The sequence below is a fragment of the Glutamicibacter arilaitensis Re117 genome (genome assembly GCF_000197735.1).
Lineage (GTDB): Bacteria > Actinomycetota > Actinomycetes > Actinomycetales > Micrococcaceae > Glutamicibacter > Glutamicibacter arilaitensis.
Window position 1 is genome coordinate 940,441 of record NC_014550.1, and the last position, 16,922, is coordinate 957,362.

Annotated in this window: 14 protein-coding genes and 2 pseudogenes; 6 read left to right on the top strand and 10 right to left on the bottom strand. The window is 59.1% G+C overall.

Annotated elements, in window-relative coordinates; genetic code table 11:
- Positions 1-49: 49 nt before the first annotated feature.
- Positions 50-1,246, bottom strand: coding sequence for an IS110-like element ISAar2 family transposase (locus tag AARI_RS04740; RefSeq protein WP_013348203.1), 1,197 nt, complete (start codon positions 1,244-1,246; stop codon positions 50-52).
- 352 nt (positions 1,247-1,598) lie between these two features.
- Here AARI_RS04740 and AARI_RS04745 point away from each other — a divergent pair, with 352 nt between their 5' ends.
- On the top strand, positions 1,599-1,937 hold the full coding sequence (locus tag AARI_RS04745; protein WP_157867094.1) for a hypothetical protein: 339 nt from the start codon (positions 1,599-1,601) through the stop codon (positions 1,935-1,937).
- 273 nt (positions 1,938-2,210) lie between these two features.
- Here the strand turns inward: AARI_RS04745 and AARI_RS04755 are convergent, their stop codons facing one another.
- The gene (locus AARI_RS04755) at positions 2,211-2,729 is read right to left on the bottom strand and encodes a CGNR zinc finger domain-containing protein (protein ID WP_041648511.1); all 519 of its coding nucleotides are present in this window, start codon (positions 2,727-2,729) and stop codon (positions 2,211-2,213) included.
- A gap of 25 nt (positions 2,730-2,754) precedes the next feature.
- On the opposite strand from AARI_RS04755, the gene AARI_RS04760 reads away from it, so the two are divergent.
- A complete protein-coding gene (locus AARI_RS04760) occupies positions 2,755-2,958 on the top strand; it encodes a hypothetical protein (RefSeq protein ID WP_013348206.1) in 204 nt (67 codons plus the stop codon).
- A 55-nt stretch (positions 2,959-3,013) separates the two neighbouring features.
- Here the strand turns inward: AARI_RS04760 and AARI_RS04765 are convergent, their stop codons facing one another.
- The 5 genes and pseudogenes from AARI_RS04765 to AARI_RS04785 form a co-directional block, all read right to left on the bottom strand.
- Positions 3,014-3,655, bottom strand: a complete 642-nt coding sequence (locus tag AARI_RS04765; protein ID WP_013348207.1) for a Maf family protein — start codon at positions 3,653-3,655, stop codon at positions 3,014-3,016.
- The gene (locus AARI_RS04770) at positions 3,652-7,155 is read right to left on the bottom strand and encodes an MMPL family transporter (RefSeq protein ID WP_013348208.1); all 3,504 of its coding nucleotides are present in this window, start codon (positions 7,153-7,155) and stop codon (positions 3,652-3,654) included. Before AARI_RS04770 ends, AARI_RS04765 begins: the two co-directional genes overlap by 4 nt.
- Positions 7,156-7,159: 4 nt before the next feature.
- The gene (locus AARI_RS04775) at positions 7,160-7,831 is read right to left on the bottom strand and encodes a TetR family transcriptional regulator (RefSeq protein WP_013348209.1); all 672 of its coding nucleotides are present in this window, start codon (positions 7,829-7,831) and stop codon (positions 7,160-7,162) included.
- Between the two features lie 145 nt (positions 7,832-7,976).
- Entirely contained in the window at positions 7,977-9,332 is a 1,356-nt protein-coding gene (locus tag AARI_RS04780) for an IS481-like element ISAar28 family transposase (RefSeq protein WP_013348210.1), read from the bottom strand.
- A 218-nt stretch (positions 9,333-9,550) separates the two neighbouring features.
- Positions 9,551-10,426, bottom strand: a pseudogene (locus tag AARI_RS04785) (dicarboxylate/amino acid:cation symporter); the annotation flags it as partial.
- A 132-nt stretch (positions 10,427-10,558) separates the two neighbouring features.
- On the opposite strand from AARI_RS04785, the gene AARI_RS04790 reads away from it, so the two are divergent.
- Entirely contained in the window at positions 10,559-11,866 is a 1,308-nt protein-coding gene (locus AARI_RS04790; protein WP_013347368.1) for an ISL3-like element ISAar19 family transposase, read from the top strand.
- A 5-nt stretch (positions 11,867-11,871) separates the two neighbouring features.
- Here AARI_RS04790 and AARI_RS04795 read toward each other — a convergent pair.
- Both AARI_RS04795 and AARI_RS04800 read right to left on the bottom strand, forming a co-directional pair.
- Positions 11,872-12,390: pseudogene (locus AARI_RS04795) on the bottom strand (cation:dicarboxylate symporter family transporter); the annotation flags it as partial.
- Positions 12,391-12,644: 254 nt separating this feature from the next.
- A complete protein-coding gene (locus AARI_RS04800; protein ID WP_013348211.1) occupies positions 12,645-13,091 on the bottom strand; it encodes a DUF2975 domain-containing protein in 447 nt (148 codons plus the stop codon).
- Positions 13,092-13,343: 252 nt separating this feature from the next.
- Between AARI_RS04800 and AARI_RS04805 the strand changes: the two genes are divergently transcribed.
- The 3 genes from AARI_RS04805 (at position 13,344) to AARI_RS04815 (ending at position 15,009) form a co-directional block, all read left to right on the top strand.
- On the top strand, positions 13,344-14,000 hold the full coding sequence (locus AARI_RS04805) for a hypothetical protein (RefSeq protein WP_013348212.1): 657 nt from the start codon (positions 13,344-13,346) through the stop codon (positions 13,998-14,000).
- 142 nt (positions 14,001-14,142) lie between these two features.
- Positions 14,143-14,502 carry a hypothetical protein gene (locus AARI_RS04810; RefSeq protein ID WP_157867095.1) on the top strand — a complete coding sequence of 120 codons (360 nt, stop codon included), beginning with the start codon at positions 14,143-14,145 and terminating at the stop codon, positions 14,500-14,502.
- A 117-nt stretch (positions 14,503-14,619) separates the two neighbouring features.
- The gene (locus AARI_RS04815; protein ID WP_013348214.1) at positions 14,620-15,009 is read left to right on the top strand and encodes a VOC family protein; all 390 of its coding nucleotides are present in this window, start codon (positions 14,620-14,622) and stop codon (positions 15,007-15,009) included.
- A 55-nt stretch (positions 15,010-15,064) separates the two neighbouring features.
- On the opposite strand, the gene AARI_RS04820 is transcribed toward AARI_RS04815, so the two are convergent.
- Positions 15,065-16,732 carry a DUF885 domain-containing protein gene (locus AARI_RS04820; protein WP_013348215.1) on the bottom strand — a complete coding sequence of 556 codons (1,668 nt, stop codon included), beginning with the start codon at positions 16,730-16,732 and terminating at the stop codon, positions 15,065-15,067.
- Positions 16,733-16,922 lie beyond the last annotated feature (190 nt).

Genomic DNA, 16,922 nt, shown 5'->3' on the forward strand with positions numbered 1-16,922 from the left:
ACCCTGTCGCCGGCGAGGCCGGGAAAGGGGGGTGCCCCTATGTAAAAAGTCAAGCTATTTTCAGCTCTGGCACGTCATAGAGTGACCCGTCACGGATCATGGCGAACAGGACTGTGAGCCGTCGGTGGGCCAGTGCGATGAGTGCTTGGTTATGGCGTTTGCCTTGAGCACGTTTCCGGTCGTAGTAGGCCCGGCTGGTCGGGTCGAACCTGATCGAGGCAAACGCCGAGAGGAAGAGCGCTCGCTTCAGCCGTTTGTTGCCTGAATGGCTGACGCGCTCGGACTTGATCGAGGTGCCAGACTGGCGCGTGTTTGGCGCAAGCCCAGCGTAAGAGGACAGTGATGCGGCACTGGCGAAGGTCTTGCCGGAGGTCTCGGCGATGATGATCGCGGCGGTCCTGACGGCGACCCCGGGCATGGATGTCAGGACCGGGTAAAGAGGGTGGGCCTCCACCATTGCCTCCAAATGCGTGGCCACGTCCACACGCTGAGCATGCAACGAGATCATCTGGCGGGCCAGATGCGGGAGGACCAGGCCGGCTGCGTCGGTGCCGACCACGACCACTGTTTGCTCATCCAGTGCATCCATGATGGCTCCGGCCCAAGCAGTGTGACGGCGGGCTCCCTGCTTTTTCAGCTTCGCATCGATCCGCGCTTTGCCCGCGTGCTTCAGTTGCGCTGGGGTGGGCCAGGTGGCGAGGACCTCCAAAACAGCATCATGCTCCAGCCAAGGTCCGATCACTCGTTCCAGGGGTGGGTGGATCTGGGTGAATAGCCCGCGGATCCGGTTGCTGGTCTGAGTGATCTGACGGGCCAGGTCCAGGTCGAAACCGGTGAGCATGCCTAAGGTGGCTTCGTCCTCGTCAGAGACCTGGATGCTACGCAAGGTATGCGGCATGGTACGGGCCGCATCCGCGATGATAAAGGCATCTTTTTCGTCTGTTTTCGCCGTCCCAGGATACATATCTGCGATGCGCCGCATCGAGAGCCCAGGCAGGTATGCCACCGGAATGCCGAGGTGCTGAGCGACCGCAACGGCCAGGGCGCCGATGGTGGCTGGCTGATCCACGACCACCAAGACATGTCCTAGAGCTAAAAGCTTCTGATACACGGCGGTGAGTTTGGCTTCGTCGTTGGGTAGGGTTTTGTTCCAGATTTTGGTGCCGTCTTGGGTGACAGCGCAGGCCCAGTGGTCGGTTTTCCCGACGTCCAGGCCGAGGAAAATCTCGATGTCTGTGGTGATCATGACTAGTGCTCCTTTGAACTAGTTTTTGTTCAAGGTCGACCAACCGTCGGTAGCAAAGTCTTACATCCACGTTATGACAGGCGTCCATTTTGGCGCCGCGCCCCTAATTAGCAATCACCTCGCTGCCATCCCAATCTCGGTGGCAACACCCCCGGACTATTGGATAAGCAGGGGCAAGACACCATGCCGAGATTGGTCGGCCGACAGCTCCTATATTCCTCGGAGTTAAGGAGCTGTCAACAACATAACGGGGCGGCTCTCGGCTGGTGCGCTGGCAACGCTGGCCTCTGCCCTAGTCTTCGCGCATCCGGCGAACTAGGCTATCGACAAGATGGAAAACAAGGAGGCTGCCGTGGGAAATCGAGGCAAAGCGCTCTGTGCGCTGCTGGCTGCTGGAATGCTCGCCTTGGCCGGTTGTTCCAGCGCAACCGGCATCCCGGCGCTTGACCGCGAACCGGCTGGAACCGACCAGTGGCCGGGGGATAGGAGCCAGTTGGAGAATCTTGGCATGCAATCCGTGTGTTTTCTGGTCATGCACGGCAACGCCGACTACTACGCCGCCGCATCGGCAGATGAGCAAAAGGCTTGCCTGTTCAAATTCGCCCAGGGAGAGGTCTCCGCAGCTGGCGGATGCGGCGGGGCCGGGGACGCGGATGCCATCGTCGAGGTGAGGGCCCTGTTACGAGGATGATGCTGGTCCGGGCCGGAAGCGACTTCTCGGACTTGGAAGAGGCGGGCTGGACCAGGATCCACGAGAACATTCTGGTGTTCTAGCTGGTCGGCAGCCCGGATCGCGCTATGGAATGGTGTCCTGCCCGAGATTGGCGCCCGCCGGCCAACCAAGTGCCGCGCCAAACCCCTTCCCTCGCTGGATTCATCAACCCAAGCGTGGCCAAGCCGACCCGGCCTTCCTCCGTCGGCCGCCACGGCATGGTTCCGGTCTGGAAGGAATCAGCCCGGGCCGCTACGCCTGCCGTTCGCGGTGCCGCCTGACGGCCGCGCGATTGGCGCAACGCACCGAGCAGAAACGCTGACGCCCGTTGCGTGTCACGTCCACGACCACATGTCCGCACGGCGCTGCCTCGCAGCGCCGCAGCCGGTGCATGCCCCTGGTTGTCAAGTGCAATGCCGTGCCGACGCAGATCACCGAGCGCAGAACCTGCGGCATGCTCTGGCCGTCATCGCGGTAGTGCAGGTGCCATCCCTCTCCGTCGTGGTCCACGAGCCGCGGATAGGCTGAGGCGCGGGCCATTTGCAGGTTGAGCAGCATGGCGCGTTCAGGCTCCGAAGGAGCATCGACGATGTCCAGCCAGTCGTCCACCACGCAGCGGGTCTGCGCGTAGTCCGAGGCAAGCCGAGGAAAGGGCATGGTCATGCCGACATCCCGGGTGCGCTGTTCGATGCCGTCGCGGTTCGAAGGCCAGTCGTTTGCCAGCGACGCGGCGAGCCGCACCGCATATTCACCGTAAGGGTTGAGTTGCATAAGAGCATTACATCATGCTTGAGCCATGACCACGACACAGCATAGCCAAGCCACTGAATCCCGAGAAGCAACCGATGCGCACGAGCACTGCTGGGAAGTTGAATCAAGCCATCAAACTTCCACTGGACTTGTCGAATACTTCTATTGCCGCCGCTGCCGGCGACATGTCATGCGCCAGCGCGGGTTCGGAGACGAGCAGATGCTCCTGAGCAAGGAGCTGCAAGCATAGAAAAGGTGCCTCCCGCAATGCAAGCGGAAGGCACCATTTCGTGCCTGGAACCAGTCTATTTCCAGAGGTCCACGATGCTGATGCCGCTTTGCGCGAGCAGGCTTCGCAGGACAAAGACGTCGAGACCGACCACGTTCTGGAAGTTGCCTTCAATGGACTCGATGAAGGCGGCAGCCAGCCCGTCAATGGTGAATGCCCCGGCACAGGGCAAAGGCTCCCCGCTGGCGACGTAGGCCTCGATCTCGGCATCGCTCACGGTGGAGAAATGCACCACGGTGGAGGAAACCTGGCCGCGGGCCTGGTTCGGGTGAGCTGGATCAATGAGCCAATGGCCCGAATGCAGCACTCCGGTGGATCCGCTCAGCTGCTTCCAGCGTTCGCGGGCGACCTCTTCGGTGTGCGGCTTGCCGTAGGCCACACCCCCCAGCTCGAAGACTGAATCGCAGCCCAGCACCACGGTTCCTGCCGCATGGCCGCCTGTTGCGACGTCCTCCGCCTTGGCCCGGGCCAGCAGCAGCGCGGTCTGCGCCGGGCTCTGCTCGCCGTCTGCGGCCACGGCTGCTGCGAGCACTGCATCCTCATCCACGTTCGAAACCTGGGTGGCGAACTTCAGCCCAGCATCGGTGAGCACCTTTTTGCGCCCCCATGATGCCGAAGCCAGCAGCAGGCTGGGTTCGGTCTTCAGCTGTTCACTCATACGGCGGCGTTCTCCTTGGTCTGGTTCGGCTCGAAGCCAGCATCCGAATCATCATGTCCGGATTCGAGCATTTCGTTCAGCTTCGATCCTTCCACATCAACGTCCGGCAGGATCTTATCCAGCCACTTGGGCAGGTACCAGGCCTTGTCGCCCAGCAGGTGCATGACCGCAGGGATGAAGGTCATGCGGATGATGAACGCATCGAAGAGCACGCCAAATGCCAAGGCGAAGCCCAGCGGGCGGATCATCGCCAGATGCGAGAACACGAAGCCTGCGAAGACCGAGATCATGATCAGCGCAGCGGCCGTAACCACCGGAGCGGCCATTGAGAAGCCGGAACGGACCGCTTCCTTGGCCGGCTCGCCGTGGGCAAAGCGCTCGCGCATCGCAGAAACCAGGAACACCTGGTAGTCCATGGCCAGGCCGAACAGGATGCCGGTCAGCAGGATCGGCAGGAAGCTCAGCAGCGGACCTGGAACATTGACATCGAAGACGCTGGAGAACCAGCCGAACTGGTAGACCATGACACTGGCACCGAATGCAGCCGCGAGCGAGAGCAGGAAGCCACCGGTGGCCAGCAGCGGAACGACCACCGAACGGAAGACCAGCAGCAACAAGATCAGCGACAAGCCAACCACAATGCTCAGGTATGGCACCAATGCGGCGGTGACCTTCTCCGACACGTCAATCTGCGCGGCAACCTGGCCGGTCACGGCGATATCGGCACCCGTAGCCTCGGAGAACTTCGCGTAGTCAGCACGCAGCTGGTGCACCAGCGCTTCGGTGGCTTCCGAGGACGGACCGTCGGTAGGGATCACCTGGATGGCGGCCAAGGTGCGGTCCTCGGTCATGGTGACCGGAATCGCCGCTACCACGCCGCTGTACTCGCGCAGCTTGTCGGCAACGTCCAGGCTCATTTCATCGGCCTGGCGCTCGCTGAGCCCAGCAGGCAGATCAGCAAGGACAAGCAACGGACCGTTGTAGCCGGAGCCGAATTTATCGCTGGTCTGCTCGTAGGCCTGGAAGGCCTGCGAATCAGCAGGTTCTGCACTGCCATCGGGCAGGGCAGTGCGCATCTGGGTTGCCGGCAAGGCGATGGCGCCCAGCACCACGACAACCAGCAAGGTTACCGGCACGGCAATCTTGGTGACCATGCGAACCCAGCGGATGGAGAAAGATTCCTTGATCTTAGGATTCGCTGCTTGCGCAGCAGCCTTCTTGCGGGCTCGCTTGGACACCAATTTGTTTCCGGCCAAGGACAGCAGCGCCGGAAGCAAGGTGATATTCAGGATGACCGAGCAGAATACGGTGAATGCCGCAGACAGGCCCAGGATGGTCAGGAACGGAAGGCCTGGAACAGCCAGGGCCGCCAGGGCGATGATCACGGTCAGTCCGGCGAAGACCACTGCGTTTCCACTGGTGCCCACTGCGCGTGCAATGGATTCGCCAACCTCCATGCCACCGAGCAATTGCGAGCGGTGTCGGTGGATGATGAACAACGCGTAGTCGATGCCCACCGCAAGGCCCAGCATGAGGGCCAGCGCTGGGGTAATCGAGGCCATGTCAATCAGTGATGAGAAGGCCATGGTCGTACCGACGCCGGCGCCCACGCCCAGGATTGCCAGCAACAGCGGAAGACCCGCAGCGACCAGTGTGCCCAGCATGGCGATCAGGACAATGGCAGCGATAATCACGCCAATGATTTCCGACGCGCCGAAGACCTGGGACATGTCCTGCATGATCTCCTTGGAGAACAACACCTCCACGCCGTTAGCTTGTGGACCGGCGGCGATGGCCTTGATCTGCTCGCGGTCATCAGGGGTCAGGGCATCGGTCTGGACCTTGAAGGTCACCTGGGAGACGGCGGTGCTTCCGTCTTCAGAAACGAAGCGCATATCGGAGCTTGCTCCGACCTGGCGGGACGCGAATTCCAGTTCAGCACGGCCGGATTCCAGATCCTTCAGGCCCTGTGCAACGTCTTTCTCGCCCTGCTCGAGTTCTGCGGTCTTTTCCTTGATGGTCTTTTCGCCGGCGTCCAGCTGCTTCTTTGCCTCTACCAGCTGTTCCTTGCCTGCAAGGAACTGCGCTTTCTTGGCATCGAATTCACGCTGTCCAGCTTCCAGCTTGGTCTTGCCGGCATCAAGTTCGGCTTGGCCCTGGTTCAGCTTCTCCTTGTTGCTGGCGATTTCAGTCTTCGCGGCATCCAGCTGCGCCTTGGCATCGGCCAGCTGTGCTTTGGAATCAGTGAGCTTGCTGCGGTTGGCTTCCAGCTCTTCGCGTCCCGCCTGGGCTTGGGCCTGGCCCGCGTCGAGTTCCTTGCGGGCGGCGTCGAGTGAACTCAGTCCGGCCTCGGCCTTGGCGATCTGCTTAAGAGCTGCGGTTGCCTGCTGCTTGCCAGCAGTTGCCTGTTCGATCCCGCTTTCCGCGGCGGCCTTGCCAGCTTCGGCCTCGGCTAGACCGGACTGCAAGTCGTTCAGTGCCTTGGTGTACTTCGCGATCTCTTCTTGATTTCCGGCTTCTTCCGCGGCAGCAAGCTGCTGCTTCACGCCAGCAATCTGGGTAGTGAGAGTTTCAATGGCGGTGTTGGCTTCTTCAAGGCCAGCCTGTGCTGTTGCCAGAGCGTCATCGGCCGCTTTCACACCCGCGGTCGCTTCCTGCTTGCTTTCCGCCAAGGTTGCGGTGAATTCTTCACGAGAAGAATCGCCTAAGAGCTGGTCCAGGCCAGCCTGGTACTCTTTTTCGCCTTCAGCCAGCTTGGCATCGGCCGCATCGAGCTTCTGCTCGCCAGCTTCAAACTGCTTTTGGCCAGCTTCGTACTGCGCCTTGCCGGCGTTGTACTGGGCTAGGCCGTCTTTGTATTTCGCTTCTCCGGCTTCCAGCTGCGCACGACCCGAGGCCAGCTCGCGCTGGCCGGCTTCCAGCTGTGCCCGGCTGTCTGCCAACTGCTTTTCGGCGGCGGCGATCTGCGGCTCTGCGGACTGGATTTCCTTCTGTCCGTCGAAGTACTCTGCCCAGCCCTTGGTCAGTTCTTCGCGACCGTCCTTGAGCTGCTCCTTGCCGTCGGCAATCTGCTTTTGAGCATCATCGATCTTGGCCTGTCCATCGACAAGCTCCTGCTGCGCCTTGTCCAGTTCAGGCTGTGCCTTATCCAGCTGTTCCTGCAGCTCGAAAGGGCTCATGGCTTCGACAACCTGGGAGTGCAAAGCCAGCTGGTCCAAGGACTCGGCAATGGCATTCTGCTGGGTTTCGTTCAGCGGTCGGTCCGAGCTTTCGCGGAACACGATGGAGCCTGACCCACCGGAAAGATCCGGAAGCTCTTCTTTCATCCGATCCAAGGTGCGCTGGGTTTCGGTGCCCGGAAGGGTGAAGGTATTGGAGAGCTGGCCCATGAACAAGCTGGCGCATAGGCCGATGAAGATGAACGCTGCCAGCCACATCGAAATAACACGGTAGCGGTGCAGATGTGCCCATCGCGCGAGGCGGTAGAGGAGGGAAGCCATGAGCTTAGATGTCCTTCAAGGTGCTAGTGCTTGTCAGCGGCAAGGCGGTGAATCCCTGGTCAAGGGTTTTCATGGCCCGGGTAATTAAAGAATGGAAGACGGAGATGAGCTCTGGGGAAATATCCAAACCGTGCGTTTCATCGACGGGCAGACGCTCGATCCACTCATCAAACGCCGCTTGGCCTGCGCCGAGCATCGCATGGGTAAAGACTCTGATGGAAAAACTATCGGCCTGCGGATAGCGGCGGGCGACTTTTTCGATAACTTCAGCGGTGGCATTTTGCCATTCGCCCATCATGGCGGGGAAGCCGCATTTAGCTTCCTCCGTTCGCAAGAACGCGCCAAACTGCGCCACCTGCCCAAGCAGCTGCGAGACTTCATCGGACTTGAGCGATTCAAGGATCGCCTCGACCAGGGGCATGGAGTCGGTCAGGTCGCTGATGGAATCGACCATGCTTCCCAGGACCTGGTGCAGGGGATAGGAAAAGACCGCATCCACTGACGGGAAGTAGTTGAAGAGGGTCCGGCGGGATACGCCGGCCGCTTCGGCAATCTGGGTGGCGGTCAGGGCCGTGCCAGCGCCGTTGCGCAGCAGGTCTGCAACGGCTTCAACGATGGCCTGCTTCGTTGCTCGCTTGTTCAGTTCGCGGCGCGTGCCGCTACTCGGGGAAGTCACATACTTACACTACGTGCAAAGTTGCACCCTGTGCAAAGGGAGCCTATGTGATCTTTAAAAGGAAATTGTGATGTCTCAAGACACCGGTGACACTTCTGTCCCAGGACATCGGTAACACTCGGTGTCTCAGGACATCGGTAACAGATCAGACCGGGTCAGGCATGTTTTGGAACTTCTCCGTGGCATGCTTCAAACTCAAATACTTCACGCCCTGCGGGAACGGGTAATCGAATTTCGCGACCAGTTCACCCTCCATGCTCAGCACCATCAAGTCTGTCGGGTCCCAAACCACATTTACCACTGTGGAGCGCAGTAGCTTGCCCAGATAAATTTCAACCCCGGCAACCCGCAGGCAGCGGTTCTTATTGGCTCGCAGCACGTGGCTTCCGCTCTCGCCCATGAGTTCAGAACGCAGCGTGGCGCTGAGCTTAGCCGGCTCTGGAGGGGTTCGTGCAGCAGCCAGCTGCCGGGCCACGCGCTCACTTCCGGCTTGGACGCCAAGAGCTACTTGAGCCTGGCTCGGTCCTGGTTTCGTGCTCAGTTCCTTCCATTGCCCAAGCTCCAGCGGCTCAGCTGCGGGCGTTGCATCCCACGCTTCTTGCGGAGTCATCCGATCTTCCAGGGACTGGTGCCCGCGTTGGGTGTTATAGGCATGGTCGAAGACATCCAGCTGCGCCTGCAACTGTGCTAGATCGGTGGCGAACGGCTGCTTTTTCAGCCATTTGAACAAGGTTGAATGAAGCCGTTCGTTCTTGCCCTGGGTGGTGGGCTTGTGGGGTTTGCCAGTGATCGTCGCGATGCCCAGACCGTTGGCGTAAGCGACCAGCTCGCTCAGCACGCCACGGCGGATGGGGTTCAGCGCATCACCATTATCGGTGAGCAGTCTTTGCGGCACGCCGCACGATTCGATGCCTTTGCGGAAGACCTTCACTGCATCTTGGCCGTTCTCGGTCTTGGCGGCCAATGAAGCGACCGCCAGCCGGGAATGGTCATCGATCAGCTGGAAGATCACGCATTTGCGTCCTCCTTCCAGCACGTATTCGGTGGCGTCCAGCTGCCAGCAGGAATTGGGCATCGGATAGCGGAAGGACCGGTAGGAGGAACGCGGACGCTTCTGCGGGGCTGGGGTAACCAGGCCTCGTTCGGAGAAGATCCGGGCCAGTGCCGAGATCGATACCGTGGGCATGCCCAGCTTCTTCATGTGATCGTGCACGCTGATCGGTCCGTGATCCCAGCCCGAGGCTTGCAACGCCTTGCGCATTGCGACCGCTTGGTCCTTGACGGCTTCGTTTGTTGCGGTAGGCGCTTTTTTCGGCCGTCGGGAGCGGGGTTCCAGGGCTGCTGCTTGGCCTTTGGTTTGGGCTCGTTTGCGGATTTGGTAGAAAGTCTTGCGGCTAATTTCGTGTTCCGTGCAGAAGGCGGTGACCGCGCCTCTGGGAGCGTCTTGTGGCCATCGGGCGATGGCTAAGCGTATTGTCGAGTTGACTGGATCATTTTTCACACTTTCCAGTTCATCAGCCCGCGTGCTGGCCGAGAGGCCGGTAGGCGGGCTGTGTCCTTCGGGGCGTTAAATCCCGGGGAGAAGTGTCACCACTTTAAATGTTGAAGTGTTACCGATGTCCTGAGGCAGAACTGTTACCGATGTCCTGAGAGAAAACATCTTTAAAAGGAAATCGGCGCACGAGCGGTTGCTCGTGCGCCGACCTCCGTCAACAGTGCCTACTTGGCGGCACCGGCGGGGGAACGATCCTCCGTTGGGTCAACATTTTCCTCGGCAAATGGGTTGCCATTGCGAGGAGCGTTGTACATCTCGATGTCCAGGATGCCTTCGCGCTTGGCCACGATGGTCGGAACCAGCGCCTGGCCAGCCACGTTGGTGGCTGTGCGGCCCATGTCAACGATCGGATCTACTGCCAGCAGCAGGCCGACGCCAGCCAGTGGGAGGCCCAAGGTCGAAAGGGTCAGGGTCAGCATGACCACGGCGCCGGTGGTGCCGGCGGTAGCCGCCGAGCCCAGTACCGAGACCAGAGCGATCAGCAAATAGTCGGTCAAACTCAGCTGCACATCGAAGAACTGCGCGACGAAGATGGCCGAAACAGCTGGATAAATTGCAGCGCAGCCGTCCATTTTGGTGGTGGCGCCCAGTGGAACCGCGAAGGAAGCGTAGCCCGAAGGCACGCCCAGATTGCGTTCGGTCACCCGCTGGGTCAATGGCAGGGTGCCGATGGATGAACGGGAAACGAAGCCCAGCTGGACCGCTGGCCAGACACCGGAGAAGTACTGCTTCACGGACAGGCCGTGGCTGCGCACCAGAATCGGATAGAAGACGAACAAGACCAGTGCCAAGCCGAAGTAAATGGCTACGGTGAACTTGCCCAGGGCGCCAATGGTGTCCCAGCCATAGGTGGCGACGGCATTGCCGATCAGGCCCACGGTGCCGATAGGCGCAATGCGGATGATCCACCACAGCACCTTCTGGATGATGGCCAGTGCCGAAGCCGAGAATGCCAGGAAAGGTTCTGCGGCCTTGCCGACTTTCAGCGCGGCAATGCCCACAGCGATGGCAACTACCAGGATTTGCAGCACATTGAAGGCTCTTCAGGAATAAGAGTGTAACCACCTGAAACCAACACCCCGATTCCCGGGCATGTCGCCGAGCACGAAAAAGTCGAGGTCTTCCAGAAGAATGGAAGTTACTACACTAGCCATTTTCGAAAGACCTCGACGTTGCTCAATCCTACCTTCACCGCACCAGACCTCACCACTTTCACCAATCTTGACGGCTTGGGACTGACCGCAATCGGGCAACACCTGAGCGCAGCGAAAGCCGAAATCCTCTGCCACGTCACCAACCCGATCCCTTGGTGCCAAACCTGCGGAGCAGCAGGCATTCCACGCGATACCGTCACTCGCCGCCTCGCCCACGAACCATTGGGCTGGCGTCCCACTGTCCTAGTCATCAAACACCGCCGCTACCGTTGCGCCAATTGCCAACGAGTCTGGCGTGAAGAGCTGTCCCAAGCAGTAGCGCCACGCCAGAAAATCAGCAGGACCGGGCTACGCTGGGCGCTGGTTGGACTGGTCTGCCACCACTTGTCAGTCTCCCGAATTGCCGAAGGCCTCGGCGTCACCTGGAATACCGCCAATGAGGCTGTGCTGGCTGAAGGTCAACGCTTACTGATTGATGATCCAACCCGCTTCGACGGGGTCAAAGTGCTGGGAGTCGATGAACATGTTTGGCGGCATACCCGAACCGGCGACAAATACGTCACCGTGATTGTGGACCTCACCGCGGTGCGTGACGGCACCGGTACCGCACGACTGATCGACATGGTCCCTGGAAGATCCAAAGCTGTATTCAAAACCTGGCTGGCTGATCAAGAAGAACAATGGAAACAGGGCATTGAAGTCGTCGCAATGGACGGTTTCACCGGCTTCAAAACAGCTGCCGTCGAGGAGCTACCCCACGCGGTGGAGGTGTTGGATCCATTCCATGTAGTCAAACTAGGTTCCGAGGCGCTGGACCAGACCCGGCAACGGATTCAACGTGAGCAACATGGGCGTCGAGGACGCAAGGATGACCCGCTTTACAAGTGCAGGCGAACGCTGACCACGGGACTATCCTTGGCTACGGAAAAGCAGAAGACCAAGCTTGAAGACCTGTTCAAGGAGCCGGAGTATGAGCCGGTTCAATTGGTCTGGAGCGTGTATCAGAAGATGGTGGATGCCTACCGGCAACCGAAGCCCGAGGTCGGACGGTGGGCCTTGGAGCAACTGATCAACGAAGTTGGCACGAAGGTACCGAAAGGGTTGCCGGAGCTGAAAAAGCTCGGCGGCACCCTGCGCAGGAGGAAGACGGACATTCTCGCGTACTTTGATCATATTGGTAGTTCGAATGGTCCTACCGAGGCTTTGAATGGCAGGTTGGAGCATCTGCGAGGTATCGCGTTGGGGTTCAAGAATCTGGCGCACTATATCGCCCGGTCGTTGTTGGAGACCGGTGGGTTTAGACGGCGTTTACACCCTCAATCCTGAAGAGCCACATTGAAGCTGATGGAAGTAGTTGCAGTGGCATCATCCACCAGTTTGGTGCTGGCACCCAGGCCCAGGAAATTCGATGGGATCAGGCCGGTGAGGAAGCCGAGCCAATCGCCGGTCTTGCCTGCGTAGTCCTCAGGTGCTGCCTGTCCGGTATTGGCGCCGGGGCGGAACACTACACCGAGCACCATGCCGATGATCACCGAAACGAGGGCGGTGATGGCGAACCAAAGCAGGGTCTGCCACGCCAGACGCGCAGCGTTGGTGACCTTGGCGAGATTCGCAATGGAAGCGACCACTGCGAAGAAGATCAGCGGAATGACCGCGGTCTTCAGCAGGGAGACGTAGCTGGAGCCGATGATCGATAAGGCTTCGCCCAGCCCGTTCGGTTCTTCGGCGGTGCTGCCGGTGTACTTGGCGAGCAGGCCCAAAAGGAGGCCGGCAATCAGTGCCGCAATGATCTGCGGACCGAAGCTGGTCATCCAGCGAGGCAGTCTCGATGAAGTTGCTGAGTTAGACATGCCTTCTACGGTAAAACCCATTTCTAGGCAGCCCTCAGTCAACGTTACTGAATATGACTATATTTCGCCGTTTGTGTTTGATGACACCGTAAAACGGTGCTTGGCGTCACGGGATCGCCGAAATCATGCAGAAGAATTCACTGTGGCTCAATAGGGGGAAATCTTTCGCCATGCGGGAATATTCTCATCGGAGGGGATCCCGCTGGACTATTTTTCGCAACTGTGGACGGCGAGCTCTTTCGTTTCGGTGCCGATTACTGGCGGAGCTGGGCGCGCACTTGACTGCGCTTGGCAATGAGCAGCACGGTGGCTGCGGTGCCGCACGAAACGGTGGTGAAGACCATGAATGCCACACCGGGCCCGCCTGCACCGTAGATTCCCAGCAGGTGCACCCCGAGTGCCAGGACAAGGAATGTCCCAAGGGCGGCCATCCAGATGATGAGGCTGATCCAAGGAAGCGCGTCGTGCATCAGCTTGTGGTTGCGCGCGAACTTGGCCAGAAGGATCCAGGTGGCGATGATGGCAATCTGGAAGCAAAGTATGCCTGAGTTCACAGTCCACTGGTACGGTCGGGCAAGTGGTTGGACTTCGGGGTGGATGTGCAGGCTTTCTTGGATGAAAGCAGGAAGTGCAACGAGTTGCACGAGGAATGCGCCGAGGAAAGCTGCAACGAGAACGATTCTGCTTGTAATGATGGCCATTGAAGTCATATATCGATTATCAATTAAGATCTATCGTTTTTCAATAGATGCACACTGGTGAATTCAACGAGTCCAAGAACGGCACACTTCTTTCTCGTAAGCGCTACCATTCGGCCTGAACATCGGGGAAACTTGAACATGGCAATATTCGGCGACTTTGCCAGTCCTCGAATGTCTGGCGTAAGCCGGAAGAGCTGCTAGCCGGGCAAATGCGGCAACCGCCGAATTTCGGAATTGCAGATTGGAGTTTTCGTGCCAGCGAGCGCACTGTTTGCGGTGAGCATCGAATCGGGAAATGCTCGCATCGCCACCTCACCCTTGCGTGAGCTGTGCAAGCGCGAGGGGCCGGACGGGGTAAAAGACCTCCGCATCGTTCCTTTGCTATATTCGGATGGCCGCAGAGATCCTGATCGCACTACAAGAATTGCCGTCGGATACTGCCGCCTTTTGCAGCTGAATAGCGGTGCCCTTAAGTTGTCCATCGTGCTCCAAGATTCTTGGAAGCTCGAAGACATACCGGTGTTTATCGAGGGGGTGCAAAACGACTTCCAAGTATTGCGCCAAGTCCATGGGGCGGGGCAAAAGCAAGACGTGCAAGAAATGGAGTCTAGCGTCCAGCATGACCTCGAGAAGCTGGTCAATGAAAATGCGTCGCATGGAGGCGAGTACCTGCTGCCGCGCGTTGCCAAGACCCTATGTGAAAGCTCGCGCGATGTGATGACTGCCGTGCGCGACTTGCGCTACGAGTTCGAATCGGGTCTCGCACTGTCCAGCCTTGAGGCCCATGCGTCCGACTCATATACACACATCGTTGCGTCCTTGCTTTCAGATCAATGTCCTGTGTGGACGAGCCTCGGATCAGGCAAGGGAAGCCAGCCGAGAGGGGCTATGGGTTTATCTGTGCGATAGGGAGGTTTACCATTCTTATCGGAAACTGCAGGACCCCACCATACTCAATGATTTTGAGCCCGCCACTTTTGGAATGCGGCCTTGGATCCGCTCGCACGATGCCGCCATACGTCAATGCGTGCAGCTGCAACAGCAAGCCGAGATGGAAACGATCGCCATACAGTCGTTGATTTCATCGGCTACGGGAATCTCCAGTTCGCGCGAGGCGGATGCGCAGAGTCGATTCAACTTGCTGGTTGCGCTATTGTCCATTGGTATTGGTATTGGTATTCCGGGACTTTTCCTAGCGATGTACGGTGCATCGGAGCTACTTCCGCTGGATAGTATGGGGAAACTGCTGCTTTTTGCACCAGTGCTAGTTTCCCTGCTGGGTGCTGCCGTGATCGCCTGGTGGAAGGCCCCTAGAGGGCGGCTCGGAAAGCTCTGGAAACAGTGCGCGGCACTCACCGTGGTCATCTGTGCATTCATGGTGGGGTGTGCCTGGTACTTCCAAAGGCTCTGAGAAGCCGCGAGGGTGCAGATCAACGAACTTGGCAAGAACGCCCCATGCGGCGGCTACGGCCGGCTGGTACTCCGCTAGGCGCGGATTCACTGTTTATCAAACATACGGGAGGAAAGCATGCGCATCTACATGACAAGTGTCTTTGTGGATGACCAGAAGCTCGCTAAGAATTTCTATACCGAGATTCTTGGCTTCAAGGTCAAGAACGATATCCCCATGGGCGAATTCAGTTGGCTGACTTTGGTTTCTTCCCAGGAGGAGCAGGGTACTGAACTGCTGTTGGAACCTTCCGCCCACCCGGCGGTAGGCCCGTACCGTGATGCACTGAAGGCAGACGGCATTCCTGCCGCATCATTCGCGGTTGAGGATGTCCAAGCCGAATACGAGCGGCTGTCGGAACTGGGCGTGCAATTCACCCAGGAGCCCATGGACGCAGGACCGGTCATGGTTGCGACCTTTGACGATACCTGCGGCAACCTGATCCAGATATCCAGCAACAAGTCCTGAAAGCGTTTTGGCGGCCCTGCAGGATTGCAGGACCGCCAAACTGTTGGAATGAAAGCTATCTGACTAACGCGCGCTTGAGGGTATCCAGCCCCACCGAACCGAGCTTCAACGCGGCGGTGTGGAAGTCCTTCAGCGAGAAGTTCTCGCCCTTGGCTGCTGCCAGGTCATCGCGGATCTGCTCCCAGAGGCGCTGGCCGATCTTGTAGGACGGAGCCTGGCCAGGCCATCCGAGATAACGGTTGAACTCGAAATCCAACTGTCCCTTGGACATGTCCAGATTCTTTTCCAAGAACTCGTAACCGTTCTCGGCATTCCACGTACCGGTGCCCCACTGCTCGGGAACTTCCAGCCCCAGATGGACTCCGATGTCGAAGACCACGCGGGCGGCGCGAATGCGCTGGGCATCAAGCATGCCCATGTAATCTCCCGGGTCATCGAGATAACCCAGCTGGTGCATGAGTCGTTCCGAATAGAGCGCCCAGCCTTCGCCGTGGCCGGAAACCCAGCACATCAGGCGACGCCAGCTGTTGAGCGTAGCGGCTTGCATTTGCGCAGTACCGATCTGCAGGTGGTGTCCTGGAACGCCTTCGTGGTAGACCGTGGTCAGCTCTGCCCAAGTGGTGAACTCATCCTCGCCAGGGGGAACGGACCACCACATGCGGCCCGGACGGCTGAAGTCCTCGGACGGGCCGGTGTAGTACACCCCGCCGTCCTGGGTCGGCGCGATCATGCATTCGATGCGGTCCATCGGCGCAGGGATCTCGAAATGCGTTCTGGACAGCTCACTTATCGCCTGGTCGGCTTTGCCCTGCATCCATTCGCGCAGCGAATCGGTGCCTGACAGCTTGCGTGCTGGATCCTCATTGAGCAGCTTCTTGGCTTCCTCAATCGTGGAACCAGGCTTGATCTGCTGGGCTACCCGCTGCTGTTCTTCAATGATGGCATCGAGTTCTGCAACACCCCAAGCGTAGGTCTCTTCCAAATCCACGGCGGCGCCTAGGAAACGACGGGACATCAAGGAATAGTACTCGCGGCCCACGGCATCTTCCTGCGGTGCTTGGGCGAGCAGCTCGTCTTCCAGGAACGAGGCGAGCTGGCGGTACGCCTGCTTGGCTGCCGCTGCTCCGGTTTCCAACTGCTCTTGCAGTCCGGAATCCACCGTGCTCCCGGATGCTGCCAGCTGGTCGAAGAAGCCGCCATCCTTGGCGTAATCAGTAGTTTGGGTGATCACGATGGACACCTGGCGCCGGGCTGCAATCAATCCGTTCGAAGCCGAATCGCGCAAGGAGGCGATGTAGCCCTCGATGGCAGCAGGAATGTTGGCCATTCGCTGGGCAATGAAGGCAAAGTCTTCAGATGACTCCTGTGGCATCAGATCAAGCATTGCGCGAATATCCTGAGCCGGGCTGGCAATGTTGTTCAGCTCGGTGCGTCCGGTGAACAGGATTTCCAATTCGAGGCTCAAGCGCTCGGTCATGGCGTCAAGAGAAACCTCATCAATGGCATCCACTGGCGTGGCATTGGCCAAGGAACCCAAGGTTTCACGCAGCAAGTTGATCTGCATAGTGGTGGCAGCGGGGGAGTAGTCGCTGTAAGTGGTTTCGTAACCTGGCATGCCCAAGCTGACGCCCAGCTCGGGGGTCAGTTCCAGGGATTTGGCGAAGAAGGTCTCGGCAATCTGGTCAATTGCCGATGGCTCGCGGTGCGGTGCAGAGGATGTCATGTAGCTAACAGTAGTTGATGTGAAAGATTTGTTGAAGACTTCGATACCGGTTCGTTATCAACTACTTCTCGCGAGGCCAGCCCGGGGCGCAAAGGCGATGCGCACGGAGAATTTGTGTGGCGCATCGAGCCACGGGTCATACCCCGTGGGCTACAGGCCGTGCGGGGTCTGGTAAAGGCCGAAGGAGCTG

Excerpts from the sequence above, each read along its gene's own strand:
- AARI_RS04740 (WP_013348203.1), bottom strand. The coding sequence starts at position 1,246 with ATGATCACCACAGACATCGAGATTTTCCTCGGCCTGGACGTCGGGAAA.
- AARI_RS04820 (WP_013348215.1), bottom strand. The coding sequence starts at position 16,732 with ATGACATCCTCTGCACCGCACCGCGAGCCATCGGCAATTGACCAGATT.
- AARI_RS04760 (WP_013348206.1), top strand. The coding sequence starts at position 2,755 with ATGACCACGACACAGCATAGCCAAGCCACTGAATCCCGAGAAGCAACC.
- AARI_RS04770 (WP_013348208.1), bottom strand. The coding sequence starts at position 7,155 with ATGGCTTCCCTCCTCTACCGCCTCGCGCGATGGGCACATCTGCACCGC.
- AARI_RS04800 (WP_013348211.1), bottom strand. The coding sequence starts at position 13,091 with ATGGCCATCATTACAAGCAGAATCGTTCTCGTTGCAGCTTTCCTCGGC.
- AARI_RS04755 (WP_041648511.1), bottom strand. The coding sequence starts at position 2,729 with ATGCAACTCAACCCTTACGGTGAATATGCGGTGCGGCTCGCCGCGTCG.
- AARI_RS04765 (WP_013348207.1), bottom strand. The coding sequence starts at position 3,655 with ATGAGTGAACAGCTGAAGACCGAACCCAGCCTGCTGCTGGCTTCGGCA.
- AARI_RS04815 (WP_013348214.1), top strand. The coding sequence starts at position 14,620 with ATGCGCATCTACATGACAAGTGTCTTTGTGGATGACCAGAAGCTCGCT.
- AARI_RS04810 (WP_157867095.1), top strand. The coding sequence starts at position 14,143 with ATGGAAACGATCGCCATACAGTCGTTGATTTCATCGGCTACGGGAATC.